Genomic DNA, 26,467 nt, shown 5'->3' with positions numbered 1-26,467 from the left:
CTACGTTCCTGGCCATGCCTGTTGAGTACCTGTCTGCTGAGCAAGAGGCCCGCTACGGCCGGTTCGCCACGGAACCCTCACCCGGGGAGCTGGAACAGTTCTTCCGCCTGGGCACCAGAGCCCTGGAGCTCGCTCGGGCGAAGCGCCGTTCGGCTACGAGGTTGGGGTGGGCGGTGCAGTGGGGCACGGTGCGGATGCTCGGCACTTTCCTGACCGAGGACCCCACGGCGGTACCGGCCTCCGTGGTGCGGTTCGTCGCCGAGCAGCTCGGTCTCGACGACGAGCATTTCGCCGAGTACGGGACGCGCGCGCAGACCGTGTACGAACACGCGTGGGAGATCCGCGACACCTACGGCTACCGGGACTTCGCGGCCGGGGAGGCGGAGCTGCGGGAGTTCCTGGCGGCGCGGGTGTGGTCGTCGCTGGAGGGGCCGCGGGCCCTGTTCGACCGGGCGGTGGTGTGGCTGGTGAACAACCGGGTGCTGCTGCCGGGTGTGACGTCGCTGGCCCGGATGGTGGCCGCGCTCCGTCAGGAGGAGAACGACCGGCTGCACGCCGCGCTGTACGAGGTGGTGCCGCACGAGCTGCGGACCGAGATGGTCCGGCTGCTGGAGGTGCCGGAGAAGAAGCGGGTGTCGGAGCTGGAGCGTCTGCGGTTGGGCCCGATGCGGGTGTCTGGCAAGGCTATGGAACTGGCCCTGGAACGCGCCCGCGCGGTGCGGGGCCTGGGGGCCGGCGCGGTGGATGCCGGACGGGTTCCGGCCGCGCGGATGACCGGGCTGGCCCGGTACGGGCTGGCCTCGAAGGGGCCGACGCTGAAGCGGCTGGAGGTCACGCGGCAGACCGCGACGCTGCTGGCGACCGTGCGCCACCTGGAGACCGCGACGGTGGATGACGCGCTCGATCTGCTGCACGCGCTGATGGCCACCAAGTTGCTGGCGAAGGCCGAGCGGATGGGCAACGATGCCAAGCTCAAGGCTCTGCCCCAGTTGCGCAAGGCCGCGAAGAAGGTCGCCGCAGCGGTCGACGTGCTGATGACGACGCCGCCCGCGACCGACACCGGCGAGCTCGTCTCCGTGGTCGACGCGTGGTCCGCAATCGAGCAGGTCGTGCCGCGCGAGCAGCTGGCCGAGGCGCTCGCCACGATCGCCTCGGTGGTCCCGGACATCGACGGGGACGACGACGCGGAATGGCGGGCCGAGCTGGTCGCCCGCTACGGCACGGTGCGTGGCTTCATCCGCCTCCTGGTCGAGGTCATCGACTTCGGTGCTGTGGAAGCTGGCGCGCCCGTCGTTGAGGCCCTCAAGCGGCTCCCGGATCTGATCGGCCGCAAGAAGGTCGGCGCCGAAGAGGTCGCCGCCGATCTGGTGACGGGCTCCTGGCGGCGGCTGGTGTTCGCCAACCCCAACGTGCCGCACGGCCTGGTCGACAAGGCCGCGTACTCGTTCTGCGTCCTGGAGCATCTGCACCGCTCGCTGCGCCGACGGGACGTGTTCGCCAAGGACGGCGACCGCTGGGGCGACCCCCGCGCCAAGCTGCTGGCCGGGGAGAAGTGGACAGCCGCCGAGCCCAAGGTGCTCACCGCTCTCGGTCTGGAGAGCGAACCGGCCGGACATCTCGCCGAACTCGCCTCCGCTCTGCATGCCGCGTACGTACAAGTCGCCGCCGGGCTGCCCGGGAACACGGCGCTGGAGGTAGTGGGCGGGAAGCCTGCATCCGCTGCCCTGTCCTGCGGCCCGACCCCGAGCAGATGCCCCGCCTGGAGGAGATCCACGCGAACCTGCTCGACCGGCTCCAGGAGGCCAAGGAACAGGGATGGCTCGGCGAGGTCGCCGCGATCGAGGCCAGCCTCGCCGCCGCCGAGCAGAAGCTCGCCGCCATGCGCGACCTCGCGGCCCGTCACGCCACCGTCCACCTGGGCATGCCCGATCTCCGCGGCGTCGTCGCGCGCATCGACTCCGAGCAGCGAAACGAAGATGCGAAGCGGCAGTCCTGAGCACTACAACGAGGGGATGACCGTCTTCCTCTGCTCCAAGTGCGGCACCGCGATCACGCCGGAGCTGGCCGAGCTTGCCGCCATCCCTGACGTCTCAGACGACGAGCGCGACCGGGACAAGGAGACACGCCGGGCACCTTCCACCGTTCCGCAGGGCCACTACGCGATCGATCCCGAGCCCTGGGGACCTCCCTACGTCATGCAGGACGACCAGGAGCACCCGCAGCCAGCTCAGTCGCGCGGACCTGTGGTCTGCCGTGAAGAAGGCTTCGTCATCTCGGCCGGCAGCCGACACACAGTGCTGGTGCACCCTGATGACGCCGCCGGTCTTCAGCCACTGCCCAACTGGGAGAACAGCAGTGGGTGCTGCGGACCGGCAGGCGACGAGGGACTCAACCGGGCCTGCCCCTGCGGCGCTCCGGTCGCGACCCTCGCGGCCGACTGTTTCGGGCCCTTCGAACTGCACCTCGACCCCGTCCGGACCTACGCGTTCTCCCAGTAGGACCGCAAAGCGCGCGTGGACGACATCCACGACACGCCCGATGGAACCCGTCCACCCAACTTCTTCACGACTACTTTCCGTGGTGAACGACGGCTCTCAAGCGGACCTGCCGCCGAGCTGGGCTAGTTCGGATAAGACCAGCTCGGCGCCCTCGGACTGGCCCTCAACTGCGTAGTCCTGTTCAACAGCCTTTACATCGACGCCGCCGTCAAACAGCTGGCCGCCGACGGCTTCCCCGTCACCGACGAACTGCTCGCCCGGCTCTCCCCACTCCAGTACGACCACATCAACTTCCTCGGCCGCTACGCCTTCACCCAACCGGCCGCGCCGGGCCTGCGGCAGCTGCGTAACCCGCACACCGATGACGAGAACGACGACGACGAGCAGGACTGAGCGTCACCGACCCGAAGGCTGATCAGAGTGCCCACTTTCGTCAGCCGCTACGCGGCGGTCACAGCCGGTACGTGGCAGGTGTGTTTGCGCCGATCACGCCCTCAACCGGCTTGTGGTGCGCTTCAGGAGAACTTGTACCCGGCGAAGTCGGCGACGTGAACATACCCAATGCGCTGGTAGAGGGCGTTGCTGGTGGGGTTGTCCGGGTCCGTGAACAGGACGACGTCCGTCGCACCCGCGGCCAGCGCTGCCCGGCTCGCCTCGACCGTCACGGCGCCCGCGTAGCCGCGGCCCCGGAGGTGGGCCGGGGTGTAGACGGGGTCGATCCGGACCATGCCGCCGATGACCGAGGTTGCGGCCCCCATCGAGACGGGGGTGCCATCCGGGGTCTCCCAGAAGGTGAAGTGCCGGTCGCCGAAGCGTGAGTAGGCCCAGGAGCCAGCGTCGATCAAGTCGATGGAGGGCTGCTCCCCGACGTCGACGCAGAACTCACGGCACCAGCGCACGACGCGTTCGCGGTCTGTTTCGTCCGTGAGACGGCCCCGGCCCTCCGGGTGCGGCTGCGGCGGGGTGATTTTGCCGAGACGGTAGAGATGCGTCCGCCAGAAGAGTGCTGGCTCCGCGCCCGTGTGCCGCTGCCAGGAGTCGGCGAACGCGGTGGCGGTGTCGCGGTCCGCGATGACGTTGGCGGGCGAGTGGCCGAGGACGGTCAGATGGGCGGCGAGGACGTCGGTCTGCTCGACAGAGAGGGGAGTGAGGCCCAGGCGGCCTCGCGAAGTGAGATAGAAGACCGCGTAGACCTCGCCTCCTGCCTCCAGTCGGCCGAAGACGGCGGTGACGAGGCCGTGTGCGTCCGGCCTGCGTATCCGCAGTTTCTCGATGTCCGTCAGCGGCGTGTTGTGTAGGGCGGGGCGCGAGCGCAAGAAGTTCCCGGCTCGGGCAAGGAAGACGTCAACGTCTTGGGTGAGGTGCCAGTCATCCGGGAGCATGCTTCATGATCCCGGATCTCCTCGACTCGGGAAGTGCTTGCTCAATGCCTTTCAGCCACGTGACGTAGCTGCCCCGATGAGCCGCAGGCTCTGTCGGCAAAGGATCGAATGACGACAGGGGCGGCGGGCGTCCAATGAACCCCGACTTTCCGGGGCCTGACGGCGGCTCCGATCCAACGAGATCCGATGGCGGCTGACGACAGGGTTAGATGACACCCGAGGTCCGATGCGGCGGCAGAAGCGGGGAACAGCGTGGCCAATCTCGTCTACAAGCGGGTGTCGACCGACCAGCAGTCGACCGCCCGCCAGGATCTTGTCCTCGCCGAAGCCGGGATCGACGCCCCGCGGGTGTTCGAGGAAGAGGCGGGCACCTCCAGCCGCCTCCACCCGCTCCAGCGCCCGAAGTTCGGCGAACTGCTCACGTACGCCCGGCCGGGCGACACCGTGCACATCTCCGAGATGTTCCGTCTCGTGCGCGGCAACCAGCACATCCTCGATGTCCTCGAAGTCCTCCACCGCGACCAGCTCGCCCTGCGTATCCACGACGGCGCGTTCTCCGCCATGGACCTCACCGCCCGCCACCCGCGCACCGGAGAACTGCTGTCCACCGTGAAGTTCATGCTCCAGACCCTCGCCGCCGCTGGCGAACTCCAGCGCGACCTCCAACGCGAGCTGACCTACGACGGACTGCGCGCCGCCGAGGCCAAGGGCAACAAGGGCGGACGCCGCCCCGCCGTCGCGGCCACGAAGACCGCTGACGTACGCACCGCGTACCTGGAGGGCCGCTCGATCGCCGCCCTTGCCCGCGACCACGGAGTCAGCCGCGGCGCGATCCGCACGGCCGTCGGCGACCTCCTGCCCGACCACACCGCCATCGAGGAGAATGCCCCCGCCCCGGAATTGCCGGTCACCCTCGACATGCCGGGCAAGGTCGCCGACTACCTCCGGGCCACCGAACTGGAGCCCGCCGAGCGCGCCGCGCTCGATCACGGCGTCACTGTACGGCGCGGCCAGGGCTACACCCTGCGCGTCAGCGCCGTCCCCGCCGTGCACCAACAGCTCCTCGCCCGCTGCCAACCGCTCGACGGTGCCCAGGGCGTCCCGGTGATACCGGCACAGCGCAAGGCCCGCCGCGAGTACGAGAACCGCGTGAACGCCCTCACGAGGTCAGCCGGGCCGTGAAGAACGGCTTGGCGTCAACCGCTTCACCAGCCCCAAGTCCCCCGTGCGGTCCTATGGTTGGCTGATGCGCGCACACCCTATTGACCGCCCGGCCGATCTCGACGTCGTACGTGAATCCTACGACCGGGTGGCCGACAACTATGCCCACATGGTCGTGACGACTGGAGTCGGCGACATCCGCAGGGACCCGTGGCTCAAGGCGTCGATCGACGCCTTTGCTGACACCGTGCGCGGGCTCGGGCCTGTCCTCGATGTCGGCTGCGGGCCCGGAACAGTGACCGCCTACCTCGCCGAACGCGGACTCGACGTGTCCGGGGTGGATCTCTCTCCTCGCATGATCGAGAACGCACGCCGCCTTCATCCGGAGTGCCGCTTCGCTGTCGCTTCCGCCACCGAGCTCGACCTCGGTGAAGCGACCCTGGGCGGCGTGCTCGGGTGGTGGTCGCTGTTCAACCTCCCCCGTGACGTCCTTCCCCAGGTCCTCGCCCTGTTCGCACGCGCGTTGAAGCCAGGCGGACACTTCATCACCGGAACACACGTCGGCGACGAGGACGCGGTGCGCACCGACGCCTACGGAGGCGTACCCGTCCGCTGGACGACCCACAAGTGGCGGCCGGAACAACTCGTCAATCTGATCGAGCAGGCCGGCCTGAACCCGGTCGCCGAATTGCGGCTCCCCCCAACGGAATACAGCGGCCCCGGTCTGGTCGTCATGGCCAAACGCCCGGGCTGACGATCAGGCGTCGAAGTGGCGCAGGGTCTTCGGCCTGGATCCATGACCTGACGCCTACCGCTATTTTCCGTTCGGATACTCCCCGAGGGCCAGCTACCTCAAGGCCGAGCGCAGCGCCCTCGTGACCCAGTTCCAGCGACTCGAACGCGACCTCGGCACCGACCTCTTCCACCGATCCGCCTTCAGCAAGCCCCAACGCCCCAGCGCACGCGGCCAAGTGCTGCTGCGTGACCTCGCGCAGGAACGGGTCCAGGAACTCATGCGCGCCGCCCTCACCAGCGACCAGTTCTTCGCCATGCCCGACGACGACACGCTCGCCCGGGCGATGGAGAGCCTCCACACCCGTCGACCGCCCAGCTCCCTCCGGCCCTACGACAACATCCCGGTCCCACGCATCCGGATCCGAGCCGAAACGCTCACACTCCTGCGGGATCTCGTCGACCACGCACCCACCGAGTTCTTCGGATCCCAGGTCAGCGCAAGGACCGGTCTCAACCAAGGCAGCATCTCCGACCGACTCCGCCAACTCGAACAGGCCGGCTGGCTCACCAGCAGGCCCGAAGACGACGCCAGCTGGCTCAGCCGCGCAACACCAGGACGCGGAGCAGGCCGACGTCGCACCTACTACGCCCTCACCCCCGAAGGGCGCCAAGCCGCTGCCCATGAGCTCCACACCCGCAGCACACGAGCGGCCCGCACCCCCATAGCCTCGGCCAAAGCCGCGCGGGATCCCTCGTGATCAGCACCACCACGGCAGTCAGTGCACACCTGCGCCACCTCGCCCGCGCTGGCCCCTCAACTTCGTACGTCACACCCCAACTCGGCCCGAATCCAAAAGGAGTTGCATGTTGTTCACCATCGAAGATCGGACACGAGTGCGAGATCACCTCCTCGCGCACGCGGAATCGGATGACGCCATCGTGGGCGCAGCCTTCACCGGTTCGGTGGCCGTCGGCGCCGAGGACCGCTGGTCCGACACTGACCTTGTCCTCGCCGTCCGCGGCGACCTCACCACCACGCTCCAACGATGGACTCGGTGGTTCTACAAGGAACTCAACGCACAGCACCACTGGGACCTGCCAGCCGGCGCGAGCAAGATCCGCGTCTTCCTCCTGCCCGGTTGGCTCGAGATCGATATGACCTTCGCACCCGAAGCTGACTTCGGCCCCCGTGGCCCGCAGTGGCAAACCCTCTTCGGCCAGGAACAAGCGGTCGAGTCCTTCCCTCCCCCCGACCGCACCACCCTTGTCGGGCTTCTCTGGCACCACGCCCTGCACGCCCGAATCTGCATCCATCGCAGCCGCTGGTGGCAGGCAGAGCACTGGATCAGTGCCATGCGCGACCACGTGATCACACTGGCAAGCCTGCGACTGGGTCACCCAGCCTCCTACGCCAAGGGCGCCCACCTCCTGCCGGACGAGCTCACGGCGAACATCGAGACAACCCTCGTCACCTCCATCAGCGCATCCGAACTCAACCGCGCCCTGGCAGCCACCATCACCATCACGACAGACGAATTGCAGCGATCCGTGCCGGAACTCGCCACCCGCATCGGCCCGATGCTCGCGGAACTCGCAGATGGGACTTCCGAAACCGGGCCACTCGCGCCCCCTCACCCCAGCCATGACCAGTAAGCGTCATGGACCCCAAACGGGTCGCATCCGCACCCCACCGCGAGAAAACGACAGATCAGCTGGACGGCGCCGCCGACAAACCATCTGGACACTCACCCGAAAACGCAGGTCACCGGAGCACCAGACGACATGTCAAGCCGGAACCTACAGTCGGCCTGTCTTCGGTGCCTACAGGTTTTCGCCGCCGCTGCCCAGGTCAGGGCATTGCGTCGGGCCGATCGTCTCCGAAGACCTCGGAGACGAAGGGCATGAGGTCGGCGCACGAGGTCCAAGAACCATGGGGCCCGGCCCCGCTGGTCAGTCCTCGTTGAGACGGCGCCAAGTTTCTTCTCATTCCTGTGTCACGTTTTCGGCCCGCGGGTTCCTTGCGCAGGTAAAGGGACGGCATCCGGCCGTCCTGCGCGGGAGGTGCATTGCGTATGGCACGGCACGCTGCTGGGTTCCGGAGTACAGCAGGGCGCAGCCGGCTAGATGCGGATGTCGAGGCGCTGGTCAGTCTGTGCGGGTGGCTGGTCGCGATGGTGTTCGTGGTCGGGTTCGTGCGCGGGTGGTGGTGGGGCGGGGATCTACGCAACCTTCCCTGGGGTTTGGGAGACCCGGCTGCGGAGGCGGCCGAGGAACGGCGGGGGTGGCCGCTGGTTCCGGTTCTGTCGGCGGGGCTGGGTGCGGTGTGCGCGCGCTGGGTGTGGCTGGCGTTGGCTGATCTGGTGTGCGGGATAGATCCTCGGGTCCGGCGGCGGGGGTGGCGGCGGTGATGGAGTGGCCCCCGGCCGTCGGCTGGTTCGACGCAAGTTCGCTGGTCGGCGTGTTCTGGGGTGCCCGGTGGTGGTGGGTGGGCGCCGCCGTCGCCACGGTGTGCATGTGGCTTTGGGCACGGCGATGGTGGCTGCGGCGTGCCCGGACCCTGTTGCGGGGCCGGGCGGTGGTGACGCTGGTGCCGGCTGCAGGTTTCGACCCGTCGCTGGAGGAGATCGAGCGGCACGCGGCACGGCTCGCGCGGGTTCCGGCAGTTACGGGGTGGGCGCCGAAGCGGGCGGTGGGGGTGCGGATCCGGCTGTCCAGTGAGGAGGGCCGGCTGTCGTACCGGCTGGAGGGACCGGCTCGGGCGGCAGCGCTGCTGAGGCTGCGGTCCTTTCCTGATGTGGATGTCGTGGATGCCAGGGCCGGTGGCGACGAGGTGCCACGGATCCGGTTCGACGGGGTGCCCCCGCTCGGAACGGACGACCACGATGGAGATGAGGACGCGTGACGGTTCAGCTGGAGAAAGCGACGCTCGACGAGGGCCTCGGCATGGATGTCCGTGTCCGTACGGACGGGGGCCGGTCGTACGTGGCACGGGCGGAGCTGGTGTTGGCCCGGCCCGATCACCGTCAGCTGACGGCTGCCGGTCTGGATCCGGATCCGCTGCAACTGATGGCCGCGGCATGTGCGCACGCCGACGGCGAGCGTGGTGAACGGGTGGAGCTCGTGGTGGACCTGGTGCCGGTGGCCGGGCGGCGGGTGGCTCGGTGGCGGCGTCGGCTGGTGCGGCGTGCGCAGCAGCGGGGCCCGTCAGCGTTCGGTGAGCAGCTGGGTGGCGAAGGTCGGGCGGGGATGGGCGGGTCGCTGTGGACTCAGGTTCTCGCAGGCCTGCACGGCGGCAATTCCCGAGGTCGTCAGAGTCAGAGGGTGGGGCGGGCTCCCCGGTCGTCGGATCTGGCCGAAGGGGTGGGCAAGTTCATTCCGGGGGTGGATGCGCAGGTGTTCGCGGTGCAGGTGATGGTGCGGACGGTCGCTGGCCACCCGGTGAAGGCGCAGGCGTTGTTGCATCAGGTGATGGCGGTGATGGATGCCTGGTCAGGTGAGAACTGGTGGCGCCCGGTCGGGCCGCGGATGGGTATGTGGCGGCCGTACAGCAGTGTGTGGTGGCGGCGCCGGGGGTTCGAGCGGCGGTTCGTGTCGGGTGAGTTCGCGCCTTCGAAGCGGCAGTGGGTGACCTCGCGGGAGATCGCCGCGCTGCTCAAGCCGCCGTCGGTGCACTGCACGCCGACGAACGTGGTGCGGACCGGGGGTGTGGTGCCGGCGGCGCCGTCGCGGCTGCCGGAGTGGACCGGGCAGCGGGGTGTCGTGCCGCTGGGCATGGTGACCGGTGCGGACGGGCGTGCACGGCTGGCGGCTGTCCCGCAGAAGGACGTGCTGTTCGGGGCGAGCCTGGGCCGGTCGGGTTTCGGGAAGTCGGAGCTGGCCCTGCTCCAGGCGCTGACGCTGGCGTATGCGGGGTTCGGGGTGTGGTTCCTGGATCCGCACGGTGCGGCGGTCCAGCGGGCGCTGCCGTATCTGACGCATCCGGCGGTCGTCGACCGGGTGCAGCTGATCGATCTGAGCGTGAAGGATCCGGCGGCGCGGATCGCGTCGTGGAACCCGTTGTCGATGGAGGGGCGGGGCCGGGCGCAGATCCAGGACGTGGTGGGTGCTGTCGTCGGCGGTCTCGCCTCGGCGCAGGGGTGGGGGGACCGGGCGCCGCGGGCGCGGGCGATCCTGTCCCACGCGGTGCAGGTCCTGGCCCACCTCGCGCTGCTGATGTGCGAGCGGGGCCGCCCGGACCTGCAGCCGACGCTGTTCTCGATCACGCGGCTGCTGACGGACGAGCTGTGGCGGATGCAGGTGCTGGAGCAGCTGCCGCGGCGGCTGTCCCGGTTCTGGCGGACCACGTTTCCGAAGTACGAGGGCAGCGCGGTGCCGGTCGTGACGCAGATGCTGGAGCAGTTGGAGACGTCGGATTCGCTGCGGGCGTTCCTCGGCCAGTCGCGGTCCAGCTACAACGTCAGGGCGGCGATGGACGGGAACAGGATCGTGCTGCTGCGGTGCTCGGGCACCGGGGGCGGTGACCAGATCATCACGAGTCTGCTGTTGTTCGATCTGTTCCTGGCGGGGCTGTCGCGTGAGGGTGTGCCTCCTGAGGACCTGGAGACGATGTTCGCGTTCGCGGACGAGTTGACTGCGATCGACGGTGCTTCGCGCGGGTATGTGGCGGCGATCCTGGAGCAGCTGCGGAAGTACGAGGTGCGGTTGATGGGGCTCACGCAGATGGTGATGCGGCTGTCCGAGGAGACCCGGCAGGCCCTGATGCAGAACCAGTCCCTGCTGTCTGCGGCGGGGGCGGACAGTGACGAGGCCGCGTTCATCTCCCGGCGTCTGGCCGGGGTTGTGTCCCCGGTGCTGGAGCAGCTCGCGAAGTACCAGTACGTGATGTCGACGATGCTGCACGGGGAGCGCAGTACCCCGTTTCGGGTGCGGGGTGTGGCGGTGCACCAGGTGCTGGCCGACTACCGTCGTCCCGACCTCCTGCCCGGCCTGGTCGCCGCGGTCGACCGCAACCTGGGGCGCCGGCCGGTCGGCGAGATCCTCAAGGCGCTGGACGGGGACGATGAACGGGTCCCGGGCCTGGACGACATGCTGCTGGCCCATCTCGCCGGCCTCGTCCCGGCCGTGCCCGCCCAGAGCACCGGACGAAGCGAGGTCGCGTGATGTCCCCTTCTCTTTCCCTGGATCCCCAGGCCCGATCCGCTGGTCTGTCCCGGTTCGGGCAGCAGCTGCTGCCGGTCCTGTACCAGCACCGTCTCGTCGCCACCAGCCAGCTCCACCGGCTCCTGACCCCGCACACCCGGCGCCCGGTGTATCTGCTGCGCCAGCTCGGGCGTCTGCGTGCGATGGGCCTCGCGGAGTCCACCGACCGGCGCACCGGGCGGATGGGGCGCTGCGAACAGCTCTGGTACATCACCCCGTTGGGCTGCGAGATCGTGGAGGCGGGCGGTGAGGTCACCGCCCGCTCGTACCGCATCAGTCCCAGGGCGGCCGCCTCCCGGCTCCAGGAGCACACCCTCGCCGTCGTCGAGACCGGGATCGTGTTCACGGAGTGGGCGGGCCGTCTGGGCGACGAGTGCGGGCCGCTGGACTGGGAGCCGGAGCTGGCCCACCGTGTCCGTGACGGCGACAGCCGGCTCGGCGACGACGCGTTCCTGGTCCCGGATGCGGTGCTTCGCTATACCCGGGCGACGGGTGAGGGGCGGCGTCAGCTCCTGACGTTCTTCCTGGAGATCGACCGTTCCACGATGCAGGTGGCCAAGCTGGGCCGGAAGCTCGGCGCGTATGCCCGCTATGCCTCCTACATCCCTCAGCCGCCGGGGCGCCGTCAGCAGGTGGGCACCCGGGAGGCATGGCGTGAGCGGTACCCGGCGTTCCCGCGTCTCCTGATCGTTCTGTCGGGGGCGTCCGAGCGGGTCCTTCGTCGCCGTACCGAGGATCTGCGGGCGCTGGCTTCCGCCAACTCTCTTGTTGTGCAGGGGAGTCGGCTGCGTGCCGGTATCACCACCGCTGAACTTCTGGGCAGGTACGGTCCTTTCGCTCCGGTCGTCACTCCGGTACTGGGCGATGCCGAGCCCACCGACATTCTGCTGGCGGATGCCCGGTGAAAGCGCCCGCCAATGCAGATGAGTCGACAAAATCAGCTGCCGCTTTTGTTTCGTTCCGCGCCCGGCTTTCCCGCCGGACGGGCGCGCGGGAGACGGAATCCCCGGGCCGGATCCCGTCATGCGAGATTGTGCCGGTTTATGGCGCATTCCATGCGACTGAACTGCGGGAACGGGGTGGGCTGTTGGCCAGAATTTGCGTACTGTATGGGATCAGACCGCACGGTCGGCTTTCAGGCCACGTCCGGCGCACGCTTCCGCTCGCAGCGCGCACCGCAGGTCGGAGCGCCGTGGCATATGCATCGGGAGGCAGAGTGACGCAGTCAGTGCGACCGGAAAGCTCAGAAGTTCGCAAACGGAATCATGCACTTCCGGCAACGCTGCTTGCCGTCGCCTGCACGCTCGTGACCGTCGGGGGATGCAGCACCGGCAAAGCAGAAGACCCGAAAGAATCCCCTGCGCCGACCGCTTCGGCAAAGGCGAAGCAGACGCCGTCCGCGCCTGCAGATGCCACCGAGACCGCCAAGAACGACGCCATCGCCACGTACAAGAAGTACTGGCAGGAAATGGAACGTCTCTACGCCGACATCGACGGAAACGAAAAGGGTCTGGAGCAGTACGTTGCGGGCGCGGCGCTGAAGAACGCCGAAGCAGATGCCAAGCGCATGCACGGCAAGGGCAATGTCGTCACCGGCCAGGTCGTTGTCGACCGCCCCACCGTGACCAGTTCCGACATCGACCGCAAGATCCCCAACGTAATGCTCTCCAGCTGTCTGGACGTCTCGGGCTGGAAGGTCATCGACCACGCCACCAAGAAGCCGGCGGCCCTTCCCTCGACGCGGCTGACCAGGTACGTCATCGTGTCCACGGTGGAACGCTGGCCGGAGGGCTGGAAGGTCATCAGAGACGAGCCCAAGGGGCAGAAGTGCTGAGCCGTCGGGGCCTGGCCCCTGCCGCGGCAGTTCTGGCAGTTCTCGCCGGCGCCGGCACCGGCCGGGCCGCGGACGGTCCCGGAACCGGAGTGGAGGGCTGCGGCCTCTTCGTGTGCGTGGAGGCCGACGCCCCCGGCACCGCCGCAAGCTCCAAGCCCGGCCGCCGTCCTGGAACGGACCAGGCGAAGAGCCGCGGCAAGGGCCCCGTCAGCGGGATGCCCTGCACGTACAAGCTGGCTGACCCGCAGCCCCCGGCCGGGAGCGTGGAGTGGGGCGGGCACGAACCGGGGGACGGCTCGGTCTACGAGAAGACGTGCGCCCCGGGGAACGACGAAGTCGCGATCACGCAGCTGGTCTGGGCGGCCGATCCGCCTGAGGAGCAGGTCGATTCTGCCGTCGTGGCGCAGCAGGCCGTGGACAAGATGCTGCTGTCCGGTCCGCGGATCGGGATCACGCCGAAGCCCGGCGGCAAGGGTGTGGTCGGGATGCCGGTCTACATGTGGACCGCGAAGAGCGCCTCGACGTACGGGCCGAACACGGCCTCGGCGACGGCGGGTTCGGTGACCGTCACGGCGACCGCGAAGGTCAGCAAGATCGTGTGGTCGATGGGGGACGGCTCGAGCGTCACCTGCACGACGGCGGGCACGCCGTACCGGGCGGAGTACGGCAAAAAGCCGTCCCCGGACTGCGGCCACCACTACACCCGGCCCTCCTCCACGCGGGAGTCCGGTAAGTATCACGTCACCGCGACGTCGACCTGGACGATCGGCTGGACCGGGGGCGGCGAGAGCGGCCAGCTCACCGAGATCCGCGACAGTGCCGTCGACGTCACCGTCGCCGAGGTCCAGGTACTCAACTGACCCCGTTTTTCCCCTTCCTTGAATTCCCGAGAGGCAGCACCGCATGGAGTCCCCTGTCGCCGTGCCGCCGGCGCCCCGCGCCGCCGGTCCGGCCCGCCCCGACATCCCCATCACCACGACGGCCCCGGTCAAGCGGGAGCGCCGCTGGTCGGTGGCCGCGCTCTGCGCCGTCCTGGCGGTGGTCGCCGGGCTCGGGGCGGCTGCGGCGGTCACGTCAGCCGGTGACCGCACCCGTGTCCTGGCCGTTGCCCGGGACGTCCCGGCCGGTCAGGCGCTGACGGAGGGCGATCTCGTCGTGGCGGAGGTGTCGGCCGACGCACACCTGTCTCCGGTTCCCGCCTCGGACCGGGCTGGCATGATCGGAAAGCGCCCTGCTGTCGATCTGCGCAAGGGCGGGCTGCTGACGGCCTCGCAGCTGGCTACGGGAAGCGGGCTGGGCGACGACAAGCAGCAGGTGGGCGTGCAGGTCAAGCGGGGCCAGGCCCCCGCCGGTGCCCTCGCCCCCGGCGACAAGGTGCTCGCCGTCACCACCCCGGCCGCGGGGGACCAGCCCGATGCCAAGGATGTCGAGGCGCCTCCGTCAACGGTCAACGGCGTCGTGGTCTCCGTGTCCCGCCCGGACGCCTCGGGCACGATCGTGGTCAACCTCGCGGTGTCCTCCACGGACGGGCCGCTGCTGGCGACCCGGGCCTCGACGGGGCGGATCGCCCTGGTCCGCGAACCGCGGAGCAGCTGACATGCCCGTGACCGCTCTTGTCTCCGCCAAGTCCTGCGGGGTCACCGCTTCCGCGCTCGCCCTGACCCTGGCCTCGAAACGCCCGTCGCTGCTCGCCGAGTGCGACCCGGCCGGAGGGACCGTCCGTGCCGGGTTCCTGGACGGCAGCGTCACCGCCGGGTTCGGCCTCTACCACCTCGCCGCCGCCGAACGCACCGGCCCCGACGCCCTGGCGAACGCGTTCGCCAATCATCTGTGGCCCCTGGACGAGGCCGGGCACCGCAAGCTGCTGCCCGGCCTGACCGACCCCGCCCAGGCGGCGGCACTCGGCAGGACGTGGCCGGCCCTGTCGGACGTGATGCACGTCCTGGCCGGGGAAGCCGGGTACGACGTGTTCATCGACGCCGGGCGCCTCGCGCTGGAGTCCGGGCACCTCCACCCCGTCCTGACTCCGGCTCCGCTGCTCCACCAGGCCGACCTGGTCCTGCTCGTGGTCCGCAGCACCGAGCAGTCCCTCACCCTGGCCCGGCACGTCATCGATCCGCTGCGCACCGAACTGCAGGAACACGGCTCGGGCGCCGACGCCCTGGGCCTGCTGCTCATCGAGGGCGGAACCTACCGGGCGCACCAGGTCAGCGACGCCCTGAAGGGTGTGCCGGTGCTCGGTGCCCTTCCCTGGGACCCGGCCACCGCCCAGTACCTCACCACTGGAGGCAGACCTCCTCGCGGTCACGCCCGCAGCCCTATGCTCCGGCACGCGCGTACCGCGACCGAGCAGATCGAGGCGGCCACCTCACGCCGGCGTATCCAGCAGGAGTACCCGGCCCGGCCCGCCAACCCGCGGATGGCCGGTGTGCTGCAGCGCCTGGCCGAGCAGCGCGGAGGAAGCCGTGGCTGACACCCACCAGCGTCCCGGCGCCAACGGGCATCCGGAGCCGATGGGCCGCCAGGAACTCGCGTCGTTGCTGTCCGGGCATCTCGGCCAGCGCCGTACGCACCCGCCCGCCCAGCCGCCGCAGGCCCCCGTCTCTCCCCCGGCGGCGAGTGCGGGGCCAGCCGCGGTACCGCGGCTGGCCGGGCTGCCCGGCGACCTCCCGGTGGGCTGGGACGTGATCGAGGCGCTGCAGAGCGAGGTGTCCAGGGCTCTCAGCGAGCAGGACCCCGACAAGCACCTGGAGGAAGCGGACCGGAGGGCTCTCGCGCGGGCCCTGGTCACCACCGCGGTCGCGGACTGGTCGACCAAGCACGCCCACGGCAACACCCCGCTGACCGCCGAGCAGGAGAGCGCGATCGGCACCGCGGTCTTCAACTCCATGTACCGCGGCGGCCGGCTCCAGTCCCTTCTCGACGAGAAGGGGGTCGAGGACGTGATGGTCGACGGGCTGCGCGCGCACGTCGAGTACTACGACCGGCCGCGCCGCACGATCGAGAAGGTCGCCGACAGCCATGAAGAGCTGATCGCGTGGGTCAACCGGATGGCCCGTCTGTCCGGGCACGGCGAGCGGGCCCTGACGCAGGCCACACCGATGGTTGGTTTCCGGATGCCTGACGGTTCCCGGGTCACCTCCTCGCTGCTCACCACCCGCCCGTCGGTTGTCATCCGGCGTCACCGCATCCAGCAGCACGGCATCGCCGACCTCGTCCGGTGGGGCTCGATCAACCCGATCCTGGAACGGTTCTTGACCGCGTGCGTCCACGCCAAGATGAACATGCTGGTGGTCGGGGACATGGGCGCGGGCAAGACGTCGCTGCTGCGTGCGCTCGGCCGTGAGATCCCGCCTGCCGAGCGGCTGGTCACCTTGGAGTCCGACCGCGAGCTCTACCTGGACGAGCCCGGCCCGAAGCCGGGACCGGTGACGTTCGCATTCGAGGCCAGGCAGTCCAACGGTGAGGTCAGAGGCGGCGACCGGGCCGGTGAGGTCAGCATTTCCGACATGTTCGCCACCGCGCTGCGCTACAACGCGAGCAGGGTCATCGTGGGCGAGGTCCGCTCCACCGAGATCGTGCCGATGCTGAACGCGATGTCCTCCGGCGGCTCCGGCTCCATGTGCACGCTCCACGTCCGCCGCCCGCACGCCATCATCAGCCGTCTGGTCCAGCTGTGCACCGAGGCCGGTATGCAGACCGAGGCCGCCCACCACCTCATCGCCGCCTCCATCGACGTGGTGGTCTACCTGACCTACCTGGACGAGACGGCGATCGGCGGCAAGCGGCACCGGTTCGTGAGCAGCATCTACGAGGTTCATGACACCGTCGGGGAGGGGGGCCGGCCGGTCACCACCGAGCTCTTCGCGCCCCAGGGCGGCGAGTTGCGCGCCGTCTACAAGAACATGCCGACCTTCATCGGCGATCTGGAGCGCACCGGTCTGTTCAACCGGCAGTGGCTGACCGAGAACCCGTACGGTGCGTGGCTCGGGCCGCTGCAGACGGTGGGTGCGCGATGACCACCTCCCAGCTCGCGCTCGTCGCGGCCTGCTGCGCCGTGCTCACTCTGCTCTCCGTCTTCGCCGCGGTGCGCGAGGTCCGGGGCCGGGTCCCCGACCCGGCCAAACCGAGATCCCGCATGACCGGCCGCATCCAGCGTGCGAAGGCCGAGCTGCCGGAGGCGTGGCAGCGGCGCTGGCGGCATCTGCTCACCGCGGCGGGCATCGTGGCGCTGGTGGTGTGGGCCTGGACGGGCTGGCCCGTCCACGGTCTCCTCGCCGGTGCCTCCGTCCTCGCCCTGCCCTACCTCCTCAACCCGGGCACCGCGGCCACCCAGCGGATCGAGCGCCTGGAGGCGCTCGGGCAGTGGCTCAACCACCTGGCTGGTGTCCACCAGGCCGGGATCAGTCTCTCCCAGACGATCCAGGCCTCCGCGAAGGCCGCGCCCGCACCGATCGCCCCGGGCGTGCGGGCCCTGGCGGACCGGCTGCGCTCCGGAATGGAAGCGAACGACGCCTTCGCCCTGTTCGCCGACGAGCTCGCCGATGGTGTGTCCGACCACGTCGTGCTCCTGTTCCAGTCCCATGCCGTCTACAAGGGCCCCGGGTTGTCGGACGCGTTGGAGGCCCTGGCGGTCACGATCCATCAGCAGGCCGCGGACGCCCGTGACATCGAGGCCGACCGGGCGAAGGTCCGCAAGAGCTCGCGCATGGTCTCGGTCGTCATCTGCATCGTCGTGGTCGGCTGCATGCTCAACGACGCCTGGTCCGGCTGGTACCAGTCCCCGGGCGGGCAGATCGTCCTCGCCGGCCTCGGCGGGCTGTTCGCCTACACCCTGCGCTGGCTGCGGAAGATCGCCCGGACCGAACCCGACCCCCGGCTCATCGACCCGCTTCCGCCCGCCCAGTTCACCACCACGGGAGGCGCCCGATGATCCCCATGAACGCGGTGCTCCCCGCCGCGGCCGCAGGCGTCCTGATCGGCCTGGCCGTACGCGCGGCCATGCCCGCCCGACGCGACCTCGCATCCGCCCTGGACCGCCTGGACGTCTCCAAGACCGGCGGACCGCCCCTGTCCTCAACCACCCACACGACCACCACCGCCGGCACAACGTTCCAGGAGCGCGTCGGGGCCCGGCTGCTCGACGAACTCGGCGGCCGCATCACCCTGCCCGTCAAGGACCTGAACCTGCTGAGGATCAGCCCGGCCGAGCACCTCGGCAAACGGTTCCTGTTCGCCCTGTACGGCCTGCTGCTCCCGCAGCTCCTCCAGGCGCTCCTCGCCGCAGCCGGCGCGGCCTTCCCGTTCGCCGTTCCCGCGATCGTCTCCCTCGCCATGGCCGGCCTGTTCTGGTTCTGGCCCGGCAAGGACGTCGCCCGTGACGCGGCAGCCGTCCGCCTCATCGTCCGTCACGCCGCAGCCTCCTACCTGGAGCGCGTCGCGCTGGCCCGCATCGCGAACTCCGGCGCGGCCCAGGCCCTGACCCAGACCGCGGAAGTCGGTGACGGCTTCATCTTCGTGCGCATGCGGCAGGTCTTCCACCAGGCCGACCTCTCCGGTGTCACCGTCTGGGACGCCCTCAAGCAGCTCGGCGACGAACTCGACATCCCGGAGCTGACCCGGCCCGCCGACACCCTCGCCCTCGCCGGTGACGGCGCGGCCGTCTACACCACCTTGCAGGCCCAGGCCCGCCAGCTGCGCATCGCGCTGCTGTCGGACGCGAAGGCGCAGGCCAACGCGGCGAGCGCGGCGATGATCCTGCCGGTCACCTTCGGCGTCATCCTCATGCTCACGTTCGTGATGATCCCCGTCACGATCACCATCCTCGGAAACTGAAAGAGAAGAACACTCATGGACATCCAGACCCTGACCGTGTGGATCCGCGGCCGGTACGCGGCGCTGAAGGCCGGCAAGGACGCCGGGCAGACCTCCACCGAGCTGGCGGTGATCGCCGGTGCGCTGCTGGTCGGCGCCGGTCTGCTGGTGCTGGCGATCCGCACCAAGCTCCTGGAGAAGATCGGCATCATCAACGGCGGCTGACCCCACCCCACACCCGCATCACCATCACGTCGAAGAAGCCGAGGAAGATGAAGCACGCACACGAGCCCCGAAGAGGCGGGGGGAGGCTGACACGTCCAGGACGGCGTGCGGCAGCGCTCCTCCGGCGGCGGGCGCGGGGCGACCGCGGTTTCGGCAGCGTCGAGTTCGCGGTCCTGGCCGTCGTCGTCCTCGCGCTGATCTTCACTGCCGTCCAGGTCGGCCTGTACTACCACGCGCGCAAGGTCGCCCAGTCCGCCGCCCGCCAGGGCGTGGAGGCCGGGCGGCAGTTCGGCGCCGGCGAGGGCGACGGCGTCACCCAGGCCCAGGAATTCCTGACCCGGTTCGGCGGCAGCGTCCAAGGCGCGAGCGTGTCATCGGACGGCAGCAGTGCGCAGGAGATCCGCATCACCGTGCGCGGCCGTGTCGCCACGCTGGTGCCCGGCCTGACGCTGGACGTCGTCCAGCACGCCGCCGCCCCCGTCGAGCGCTGGACCAACCCGTGACGGCCCGCTCCTACAGCCGTCGGCTGCTGCGGGGGCCGCGCCGCGACCGGGGCTCCTACGCGGTGGAGACCGCGGTCCTGGCACCCGTGATGATCGCCCTGCTCCTCCTCATGATCGCCTTCGGACGGGTGACAGACGCCGACGGCGCCGTGGACTCCGCCGCCCGCGCCGCCGCCCGCGCCGCATCCCTGGAACGCGACGCAGGAACCGCCCAGGCCCAGGCCCAGGACGCAGCCACCCGCAGCCTCCAGGGCGAAGGCATCACATGCCGAACCTCCAGCGTCGCGATCGACACCTCCGGCTACGCCCTCGACATCGGCGTGGAGGCAACCGTGACGGCCACGGTCGCCTGCACGGCGAACCTTTCCGACATCGGGCTGCCGGGCCTGCCCGGGGCCAAGACGCTGACCGCGTCGTGGACCAGCCCCATCGACACCTACCGGGGGCGCCAGTGAACACCACAGTCCGCTGTTTCGTGGACCGGCAGCGTGCGGCACTGGCCGCCCGCCGTGACCGCGGATCGATGTCCCTGTTCTTCGCCCTGTCCTCGCTCGCGATCCTGATGGTGATGGGGCTGCTCGTCGACGGCGGCGGCGCACTGAACGCCGGCAACCGCGCCACCTCGCTCGCCCAGGAGGCCGCCCGCACCGCCGGCCAGCAACTCGACCCCGCCCAGGCCATCGAGGGCACCGCCATCACGATCGACCCGGACGCCGCCGTCGGGGCCGTCCAGGACTACCTCGCCGCCGCCGACGTCCAGGGCGACGTACAGATCACCGACGGCGGACAGAGCCTCACCGTCACCGTCCACGCCACCTACGACACGTACTTCGCACAGTTCGTCGGCGTAGGAACGATCAACGTGACCGGCACCGCGAAAGCCCACCTGCAGACCCAAGCCTCCGGAGGCTGAGCCGACCATGGCCCCCCGCATCCCCGCCCCGCTGCGCGCCGTCGTCACCCTGCTGCGGTCCATGCTCGGCCTGACCCTCCTGACGGCCCTGGTCGGCGGCGTGCCGTACCTGCTGCTCAAGGTGGGCCACCAGCCGTCCGAACTCTCCGGCGGCCTGGACCTGCTGACCCAGCAGGACGACGGGACGCTGTTCCTCTTCGTCCTGACCTGCATCGGCTGGGTCGCGTGGGCGGCGTTCACGGTCTCTGTCCTGGTGGAGCTCGTGTCCGTGCTGCGCCGCCGCTCCGCCCCCCGCATCAAGGGACTCGGCGGCATGCAGTCGCTGGCGAGCTTCCTGATCGGCGGCATCGTGCTGCTCGCACCGACCGCCGCGTCCGCGGCCACGGTCGCTCCTGCGGTCGCCGCGACCGCGACCCCCACCATCGGGCAGGACACCAGCAGCCCGTCCATGCAGCACAAAGCCGTACAGACAAAGAAGGCGGGGCTGCGGCACACCGTCGCCTCCGCCACGGAGTCCCCGTGGGAACTCGCCGAGAGGTATCTCGGCAGCGGCCCGCGGTGGAAGGACATCGCTGCTCTCAACCCCGACATCCCCGAACTCGCCGCCGGCGACCAGTACCTGCCCAAGGGCGCAGTCATCACACTGCCCGCCGATGCCCGGCCCCCCGCCACGGCCGAGACCACACCCGGTTCCCCGACCGCCACCAAAGCAGCGAAGGCCCCAGCCGACGCTCAGGACGAGACGGCAGGCTCCCCCACGTCGTACACTGTCCGGTCGGGCGACTACCTGTCAAAGATCGCCGCCGAACAGCTCGGTAACGGGGACCGGTGGCCCGAGCTGTACGAAGCGAACAAGGGGGAAAAGCAGCCCTACGGGCAGGTCTTCGACGACCCCGACCGGATCTATCCGGGCCAGGAACTCGCCCTGCCCGCCAACAACCAGACCGACCCCGACTCCGAATCCGGTGAGAAGCCCCCCGCTCAGGACGATCACGACACCGCGACGCCGCCCGAAGCGGACACCACCACGTCGCCGCGACCGGCCCCGGACACCGAGCCGCCGTCAGCCGCCGCCCCCTCCCCCGGCCAGAGCCGCACGGCATCTCCCTCCCCCGCCGTGACGCCCGCCCCCGACACGACGACACCGGCACCCGCCGAACCGGCCCCGTCGGCAACCCCCGCCGACGACCGGCGGACGACGACCGGGATGCGGGCCGGCATGGTCGGCCTGGGAGCCACCGGAGTCCTGGCCGCCGGACTCGTGGGCACCCTGGCCACCCGGCGAATCCTGCAGCAGCGCCGCCGACGCCGCGGCCGCCGCATCCCGATGCCCTCCGGCCAGAGTGCCCTCACAGAAATCGCGCTGCGCAGCGCGGACGCCGGCGAGGAACTGGCCGTGCTGGACCGGGCCCTGCGCACCGCGGCCGCGGCCCTCTCCGAGGAGAACCGGCAGCTGCCCACGCTCACCGCGGTGCAGCTCGGCACCGAAGGAGTCCGGCTGCACCTGGAGGCGCCCGCCCCGGCGGTCGCCCCGTTCACCACCGACCCCTCGCAGAACACGGTGTGGTGGTGCCCGACAGACTCCGGCGAACTGCTGCCCTCTCAGGAGAGCCGAGAGGTCGACCCGCCCTATCCGGGGCTGATCGCGCTAGGCGAGGACGACCAAGGCGCGATCGTACTCGTCGACCTGGAGCACACCGGCGCGCTCCACCTCACCGGCAGTCTGCGCAACGAGGTCCTGCGGACCCTCGCGCTGACACTCGCGCTCTCGCCGCTCGCCGAGCAGCTCGACATCGCGGTCGCTGGAGAGGACACCGCCCCCGGACTGGCGATGCTGGACAGCGACCGGGTCACCCCGTACCCGGACCTGGCCGACGCGGTACATGCCCTGCAGGCCCATCACGCAGAGCAGCAGCAGGCCCTGGACAGGCTCGAGGACGGGAACGAGGCGGAAGCGGAGGATCTTCCTGCAACGGGGGCGGGCGGGCTGTGGCCGCTGGTCGTCGTCGCGGACCTGGATTCCTGCCCGGCTCCCGAGGGGACCCGGGAAGTGCTGTGGGAAGTGCTGGGCCAGCAGCCCCGGTCGGCGGTGGCCGTGGTCACCAGCAGCACCGCCGTACCGGAGGAAGCGGGCGGGGCATGGCCGGTGGACACCGACCTGCCGTACATCACCGTTCCGGGCACCACGCTCCACGTCGCGCTGTCGGTGTGCTCCGATGCCGAGTACGCCGACATCCTGGACGTCGCACTCACCGCGGACGCGCCCGGCGATGTGCCCGCCCCCGTGCGAGAGCCGGCCGCATCCGCACCGTCGGCGGAGAACCAGCAGCCCGCCTCTGTGCTTCCGTCGCAGCCAGGGGTGTCTGCCGCGGGCGAGGCGGCCGGGCCGGTCGGCAAGCCGGGGCTGATGGCCGCGTTCGCCGAGCTGGAGGACGGCTCCGACACCGACGTCGACGACGCAGAAGACCTTGCGGACCCGCCTGCCGGGCCGGAGAGCACGCCTGGGTCGGATCCCCTGCCCACCTCATCGCCGTCCCCCGGAGCTCCCGTGCTGCCGGCGCTGTCCAGCCCCCCTCTCCGGGTCAGCTCGCGGATCCCCGGCCCCGCCGGCCCGGAAGAGACCGAACCCGCCCGCCCGGCAGCCGTCCCGCTTCCCGAGCAAGCTGTCTCCTCAGACCCTTCCGACAGCCCGGACCGCCCGCTGGTGCGGGTACTCGGGACGGTCGATCTCCTCGGCGCCCGCGGCACCGTCAAGTCCAACCGGCGCACCCTCGCCCTGGAGATGACCGCCTGGCTGGTGCTCCACCCCGGAGCCAACCACCACCAGCTCGACGAGGTCCTCGCGCCCGGCGGGATCGTCACCCGCAACACCCGCAACACCCGCCTCGGAGACGTCCGCAGGTGGCTGGGCGCCGACCCGCAGGGCAACAAGCACTTCCCCCACGTGAGCACCCAGCCCGACAAGCTCTACCGGCTGGCCGAGGTGGACTGCGACTGGGACCGGTTCCAGCAACTGGCCCGTTCCGGCCGGGCCACCGACGGCCCGGACGGGGAACAGCTGCTGCGCCAGGCCCTGGAACTCGTGCACGGGCGGCCGTTCTCCGGCATCCCCTCCCGCCGGTACGCGTGGGCGGAACCCCTGGCCCAGGAGATGATCGCCGAGATCGTGGACGCGGCCGACGACCTCGCCGAGCGGTACCTCGCCCGCAGCGACGCACGCAGCGCCCTGTGGGCCGCCACCCACGGCCTGACCGTCGCACGGGAGATGGAGTGCCTGTGGCGCCACAAGTTCCGGGCGCTGTCACTGCTCGGCGAAGAAACCGCGCTCGAAACGTCGATCCGGCAGCTGGACGAACTCCTCCTGGAACTGGGCTCGTCCATGGACGAGGAAACCGAACAGGTCCTCCGCCTGCTGTAGCAGGCCGCACCGGCAACTTCCCTCCGCACAGGGATGGCCGAGGAGCGCTGCACCCGAGACTGCACGGGTGCCGGCGAACCGGGTGGTGGAACGTTGAAGGCCCTGCGCTCTCGAGAGGGAGTGCAGGGCCTTCGGCGTCCGGGCGGTGAAGGGAGGAGCGGGGCGCTGACCCAAATGCTGACCCGGTCAGAAAAGCCGCAGGTCGGCGCGTCTTCCAGCGCTATGGCTGCGCACATGCTGACGCGCGGCTGCGTCAGGCCCGGGCTGCCCTCATGTCACGTCACGCCGGCTTCTTCCGCTTGGGCTTGGCGGCCTGGCGCTCCTCGGATGCTCGGGCCAACCATCCAGGGTGGGCCTTGTCGATGAGGTCACGAAGATGCTGGACATTGATGCCCGCCTCCCGGGCGACGGCAGAGACATGGCCGTACTCGGTCGAGGTCATGGCCTCGGCAATGGCAGCCTCGTACCACTCGGCCCTGTAGCCGGCGGCGGTCTTCTCGGCCTTCTCGACCCGTTTCCGCAGCGCCGCAAAATCCGGTTTGCTCATGGAGCGAGAGTGGCACACCCGCCACCGCACTTCAAGTTTCACTGAAAGTTTGCCCCTGGTTGCAAAGCGGGCGACCACCCGCGCCCTGGCGCGGTAACCGTCGCCCTGGATGCGGGTCCGGCCAACCGCCCAGTAGGCCAGACCTCCTGTCACCGGCCGCCTCTGCGAGCTTCCATACTGGATGGCCAGCACGCACCCAGGACCGGCACAAGCACCCGACACAGCCGACGGGACGTCACCCAGCGCAACCAGATATGTGGTTGCGCTCCCCCTGCTCTCAGCCCCTTGCCCACCGACGAGGCCTGCGGCCGGGTGGAAAACCCGGCCACCGATCTGGTCGCCTCCCGGACCGGAAGACCATCTGAACGTGGAAAATTCCACCCCGTCCTCACCGCCACGGCGGCGGAGCCGGTCCTGCTTTTCGACCGGCTGCTCCCACGTGGAACGGCCAGCCCTCCGCTGATGGCCGACCCCTCCATGCGGCACCGCTCACCATCTCGATGAGCGGCAACAAGCAGCACAGAAGACGCAAGCGGGGTATGACCCAAACGCTGACCCATCCGGAAAAACCCCAGGTCGCAGCGTTCCACCCCCGATTCAGTGCCAGCCCTCGTCCCGGCGCTCCCCGACCGCGCGCCCGCTGCCTCAGCGGCAGAAAGCGACACCGCCGGGCACCCAGGCGAGGGTGGGACAGCGAAAAGGGGGTGGGGTGGAACTCTTGGATTCCGCCCCACCCCCGTGCAGCACTCCGGGCAGCTCTCCCGCATTCCACGCGGTGGAACGTCACACGCCAGTGGTCCGCTTGATCTGCCCGAGGTACTTCCGCACCGTGCCCTCCCGGTACCCGCAGAGCTCCGCCAGGACCGGGGCCAGGGCCTTCGCCGAGCGCTCCTGCTCCTCCGGTGGCAACTGCCTGTAGTGGAATTCCACCCGCGCCGGGCCCGTCAGATGAGAGCCGTCCTCCTGCCCGGTCTCCTGCTCCCCCTCGCTCTCACGAGGCTCCGGGGCCTGCTCCCCCGCGTCGGGTTCGTCCTCATCCCAGGCCTTCGGCACCCGCACCTGGACGATGTTACGGCCGCCGCTCTCCCCGCCGGACGCGTGGACGGGGTTCCTCTCCGCCGCCCTCGGCTGATCCTGCTGACCGGCTCGTGTACCGGGCTGCTCCCCCGGCTCACCGGAACTGCCCGGCGGGAGCTCGTCGTGGTTCTCCTCCCCGTCGCTGTCGGGGGCCGTCTCGATGGTCTGGTCGGCTGCCGCTGGCTGGGGTTCCGGGGCAGGCCCGGCCTCGCCCTGCCGTTCCCGGAACCGGGCGACGTAGTCCTTCAGTTCGTCTGCGGTGACGGGCCGGCCGGTGGATCCGAGGATGCCGTCGCGCCGATAGACGTACTCGGCGAGGACTGCGGCGTCGGGGTAGACGCCTTGCTCTTCCGCGCAGGCGAGCCACGCGGCGTAGAAGTAGTGGTCCCACGTGTCCTCGCTCGGTGTCTCCTCCTCCTGGGGAGTGCTGGGCCTGTCTCCGGGCTGGGGCGTGCTGCGCTGTTTTAGGACCTGCAGCAGGGGCTGGAGTTGTTCGTCGGACAGAGGGTCGCCGGCTGCGGTGGCGATGCCGTACTGCTCCTGGAGCCAGAGCGCGAGCTGCTGGTGTGTGGGTTCGGAGGGGAAGGTGGCAGCCCATGCCTGGTAGGCGTCGATGAGACGCTGATCGGCCCTCGCACCGCCCGGCGCCGAACCGCGTACTTCCTCGTGCGCGTAGTCCGGTGGTCGGGAATCTGCGGCCCGTGAGGCGGCGGTCGAGCCGGCGGTCTGCCGGTGTGCTTCCTCGGCGGAGGCCGGGGCGGCGGGGTGGTCGTCCTGTTCGTGCTGTGGGTCGGGGGCGGAGGGCAGTTCGGGCTGGGTCTCGCCCGCCGCGACCTGGGCCGGTGCCGGGGTGGGGGCCGGGGGCAGCAGGGCCGGTTCGATGCCCGCGGCGGCGAGGCCGGCCGGGGCGGTGTCGGCCAGCGGGACCCCGTACTTCGCCAGGCGCAGCGGCATCAGGGCCTCGACGGGCGACTTGCGGCGCCAGTTGCGGCCGAAGCGGGCCTGGAGGCGGGCCTGGTAGATCAGCCGGTCCTGTTCGAGCTTGATGACCTGGTCGTAGGAGCGGAGTTCCCACAGTTTCATCCGGCGCCACAGCCGGAACGTGGGGACGGGGGAGAGCAGCCAGCGGGTGAGGCGCACGCCCTCCATGTGCTTGTCGGC

The 26,467-nt window shown here is 70.2% G+C and carries 25 protein-coding genes; 21 read left to right on the top strand and 4 right to left on the bottom strand.

Features of this window, described 5'->3' with window-relative positions:
* The first annotated feature begins 14 nt into the window (after window positions 1-14).
* On the top strand, window positions 15-2,498 hold the full coding sequence (locus tag ACWCXX_RS32335) for a DUF4158 domain-containing protein (protein ID WP_451133486.1): 2,484 nt from the start codon (window positions 15-17) through the stop codon (window positions 2,496-2,498).
* A 96-nt stretch (window positions 2,499-2,594) separates the two neighbouring features.
* Here the strand turns inward: ACWCXX_RS32335 and ACWCXX_RS32330 are convergent, their stop codons facing one another.
* A complete protein-coding gene (locus tag ACWCXX_RS32330; RefSeq protein WP_451133484.1) occupies window positions 2,595-2,783 on the bottom strand; it encodes a hypothetical protein in 189 nt (62 codons plus the stop codon).
* On the opposite strand from ACWCXX_RS32330, the gene ACWCXX_RS32325 reads away from it, so the two are divergent.
* The gene (locus tag ACWCXX_RS32325; RefSeq protein WP_451133521.1) at window positions 2,694-2,891 is read left to right on the top strand and encodes a Tn3 family transposase; all 198 of its coding nucleotides are present in this window, start codon (window positions 2,694-2,696) and stop codon (window positions 2,889-2,891) included. The genes ACWCXX_RS32330 and ACWCXX_RS32325 overlap by 90 nt on opposite strands.
* Before the next feature lie 122 nt (window positions 2,892-3,013).
* Here ACWCXX_RS32325 and ACWCXX_RS32320 read toward each other — a convergent pair whose 3' ends face one another.
* Window positions 3,014-3,880 carry a GNAT family N-acetyltransferase gene (locus ACWCXX_RS32320; RefSeq protein WP_451133482.1) on the bottom strand — a complete coding sequence of 289 codons (867 nt, stop codon included), beginning with the start codon at window positions 3,878-3,880 and terminating at the stop codon, window positions 3,014-3,016.
* A 252-nt stretch (window positions 3,881-4,132) separates the two neighbouring features.
* Here ACWCXX_RS32320 and ACWCXX_RS32315 point away from each other — a divergent pair, with 252 nt between their 5' ends.
* From ACWCXX_RS32315 to ACWCXX_RS32225, 19 genes are all read left to right on the top strand, one after another.
* A complete protein-coding gene (locus tag ACWCXX_RS32315; protein WP_451133480.1) occupies window positions 4,133-5,062 on the top strand; it encodes a recombinase family protein in 930 nt (309 codons plus the stop codon).
* A gap of 64 nt (window positions 5,063-5,126) precedes the next feature.
* Complete coding sequence (locus ACWCXX_RS32310; protein ID WP_451133478.1) at window positions 5,127-5,795, top strand: class I SAM-dependent methyltransferase; 669 nt, start codon at window positions 5,127-5,129, stop codon at window positions 5,793-5,795.
* A 121-nt stretch (window positions 5,796-5,916) separates the two neighbouring features.
* A complete protein-coding gene (locus ACWCXX_RS32305; protein ID WP_451133476.1) occupies window positions 5,917-6,534 on the top strand; it encodes a PadR family transcriptional regulator in 618 nt (205 codons plus the stop codon).
* A 106-nt stretch (window positions 6,535-6,640) separates the two neighbouring features.
* On the top strand, window positions 6,641-7,429 hold the full coding sequence (locus ACWCXX_RS32300) for a hypothetical protein (protein ID WP_451133474.1): 789 nt from the start codon (window positions 6,641-6,643) through the stop codon (window positions 7,427-7,429).
* A 754-nt stretch (window positions 7,430-8,183) separates the two neighbouring features.
* On the top strand, window positions 8,184-8,678 hold the full coding sequence (locus ACWCXX_RS32295) for a hypothetical protein (RefSeq protein WP_451133472.1): 495 nt from the start codon (window positions 8,184-8,186) through the stop codon (window positions 8,676-8,678).
* The gene (locus ACWCXX_RS32290; protein WP_451133470.1) at window positions 8,675-10,936 is read left to right on the top strand and encodes a hypothetical protein; all 2,262 of its coding nucleotides are present in this window, start codon (window positions 8,675-8,677) and stop codon (window positions 10,934-10,936) included. The genes ACWCXX_RS32295 and ACWCXX_RS32290 overlap by 4 nt, the downstream gene beginning before the upstream one ends.
* Window positions 10,936-11,880 (top strand): replication-relaxation family protein, encoded by a 945-nt coding sequence (locus ACWCXX_RS32285; RefSeq protein WP_451133468.1) that lies wholly within the window; start codon window positions 10,936-10,938, stop codon window positions 11,878-11,880. Before ACWCXX_RS32290 ends, ACWCXX_RS32285 begins: the two co-directional genes overlap by 1 nt.
* Window positions 11,881-12,191: 311 nt before the next feature.
* Window positions 12,192-12,809, top strand: a complete 618-nt coding sequence (locus tag ACWCXX_RS32280) for a hypothetical protein (RefSeq protein ID WP_451133466.1) — start codon at window positions 12,192-12,194, stop codon at window positions 12,807-12,809.
* Complete coding sequence (locus ACWCXX_RS32275; protein ID WP_451133464.1) at window positions 12,803-13,669, top strand: ATP/GTP-binding protein; 867 nt, start codon at window positions 12,803-12,805, stop codon at window positions 13,667-13,669. The genes ACWCXX_RS32280 and ACWCXX_RS32275 overlap by 7 nt, the downstream gene beginning before the upstream one ends.
* Before the next feature lie 43 nt (window positions 13,670-13,712).
* Entirely contained in the window at window positions 13,713-14,405 is a 693-nt protein-coding gene (locus ACWCXX_RS32270) for an SAF domain-containing protein (protein WP_451133462.1), read from the top strand.
* Window position 14,406: 1 nt separating this feature from the next.
* On the top strand, window positions 14,407-15,282 hold the full coding sequence (locus ACWCXX_RS32265; RefSeq protein ID WP_451133460.1) for a MinD/ParA family ATP-binding protein: 876 nt from the start codon (window positions 14,407-14,409) through the stop codon (window positions 15,280-15,282).
* Window positions 15,275-16,828 (top strand): CpaF family protein, encoded by a 1,554-nt coding sequence (locus tag ACWCXX_RS32260; protein ID WP_451133458.1) that lies wholly within the window; start codon window positions 15,275-15,277, stop codon window positions 16,826-16,828. Before ACWCXX_RS32265 ends, ACWCXX_RS32260 begins: the two co-directional genes overlap by 8 nt.
* Window positions 16,825-17,742: a type II secretion system F family protein gene (locus ACWCXX_RS32255; RefSeq protein WP_451133456.1), complete on the top strand. Its 918-nt coding sequence runs from the start codon at window positions 16,825-16,827 to the stop codon at window positions 17,740-17,742. The genes ACWCXX_RS32260 and ACWCXX_RS32255 overlap by 4 nt, the downstream gene beginning before the upstream one ends.
* Window positions 17,739-18,644: a type II secretion system F family protein gene (locus tag ACWCXX_RS32250; protein ID WP_451133454.1), complete on the top strand. Its 906-nt coding sequence runs from the start codon at window positions 17,739-17,741 to the stop codon at window positions 18,642-18,644. The genes ACWCXX_RS32255 and ACWCXX_RS32250 overlap by 4 nt, the downstream gene beginning before the upstream one ends.
* A gap of 15 nt (window positions 18,645-18,659) precedes the next feature.
* Window positions 18,660-18,848 carry an LPXTG cell wall anchor domain-containing protein gene (locus ACWCXX_RS32245; RefSeq protein ID WP_365475787.1) on the top strand — a complete coding sequence of 63 codons (189 nt, stop codon included), beginning with the start codon at window positions 18,660-18,662 and terminating at the stop codon, window positions 18,846-18,848.
* A 47-nt stretch (window positions 18,849-18,895) separates the two neighbouring features.
* The gene (locus tag ACWCXX_RS32240) at window positions 18,896-19,351 is read left to right on the top strand and encodes a TadE/TadG family type IV pilus assembly protein (protein ID WP_451133452.1); all 456 of its coding nucleotides are present in this window, start codon (window positions 18,896-18,898) and stop codon (window positions 19,349-19,351) included.
* Window positions 19,348-19,806, top strand: coding sequence for a TadE/TadG family type IV pilus assembly protein (locus ACWCXX_RS32235; RefSeq protein ID WP_451133450.1), 459 nt, complete (start codon window positions 19,348-19,350; stop codon window positions 19,804-19,806). The genes ACWCXX_RS32240 and ACWCXX_RS32235 overlap by 4 nt, the downstream gene beginning before the upstream one ends.
* Complete coding sequence (locus ACWCXX_RS32230; protein ID WP_451133448.1) at window positions 19,803-20,264, top strand: pilus assembly protein TadG-related protein; 462 nt, start codon at window positions 19,803-19,805, stop codon at window positions 20,262-20,264. Before ACWCXX_RS32235 ends, ACWCXX_RS32230 begins: the two co-directional genes overlap by 4 nt.
* Before the next feature lie 7 nt (window positions 20,265-20,271).
* On the top strand, window positions 20,272-23,682 hold the full coding sequence (locus ACWCXX_RS32225; RefSeq protein WP_451133446.1) for a LysM peptidoglycan-binding domain-containing protein: 3,411 nt from the start codon (window positions 20,272-20,274) through the stop codon (window positions 23,680-23,682).
* Between the two features lie 280 nt (window positions 23,683-23,962).
* Here the strand turns inward: ACWCXX_RS32225 and ACWCXX_RS32220 are convergent, their stop codons facing one another.
* Window positions 23,963-24,229, bottom strand: coding sequence for a hypothetical protein (locus tag ACWCXX_RS32220; protein WP_451133444.1), 267 nt, complete (start codon window positions 24,227-24,229; stop codon window positions 23,963-23,965).
* A gap of 783 nt (window positions 24,230-25,012) precedes the next feature.
* Window positions 25,013-26,467: DUF2637 domain-containing protein (locus ACWCXX_RS32215; protein WP_451133442.1), on the bottom strand; the 1,455-nt coding region annotated here is incomplete at its 5' end.

Source organism: Streptomyces sp. NPDC001732 (assembly GCF_053596315.1).
Note: the sequence above shows the minus strand (reverse complement) of the source record. Positions and strands in the feature narration are given on the sequence as shown.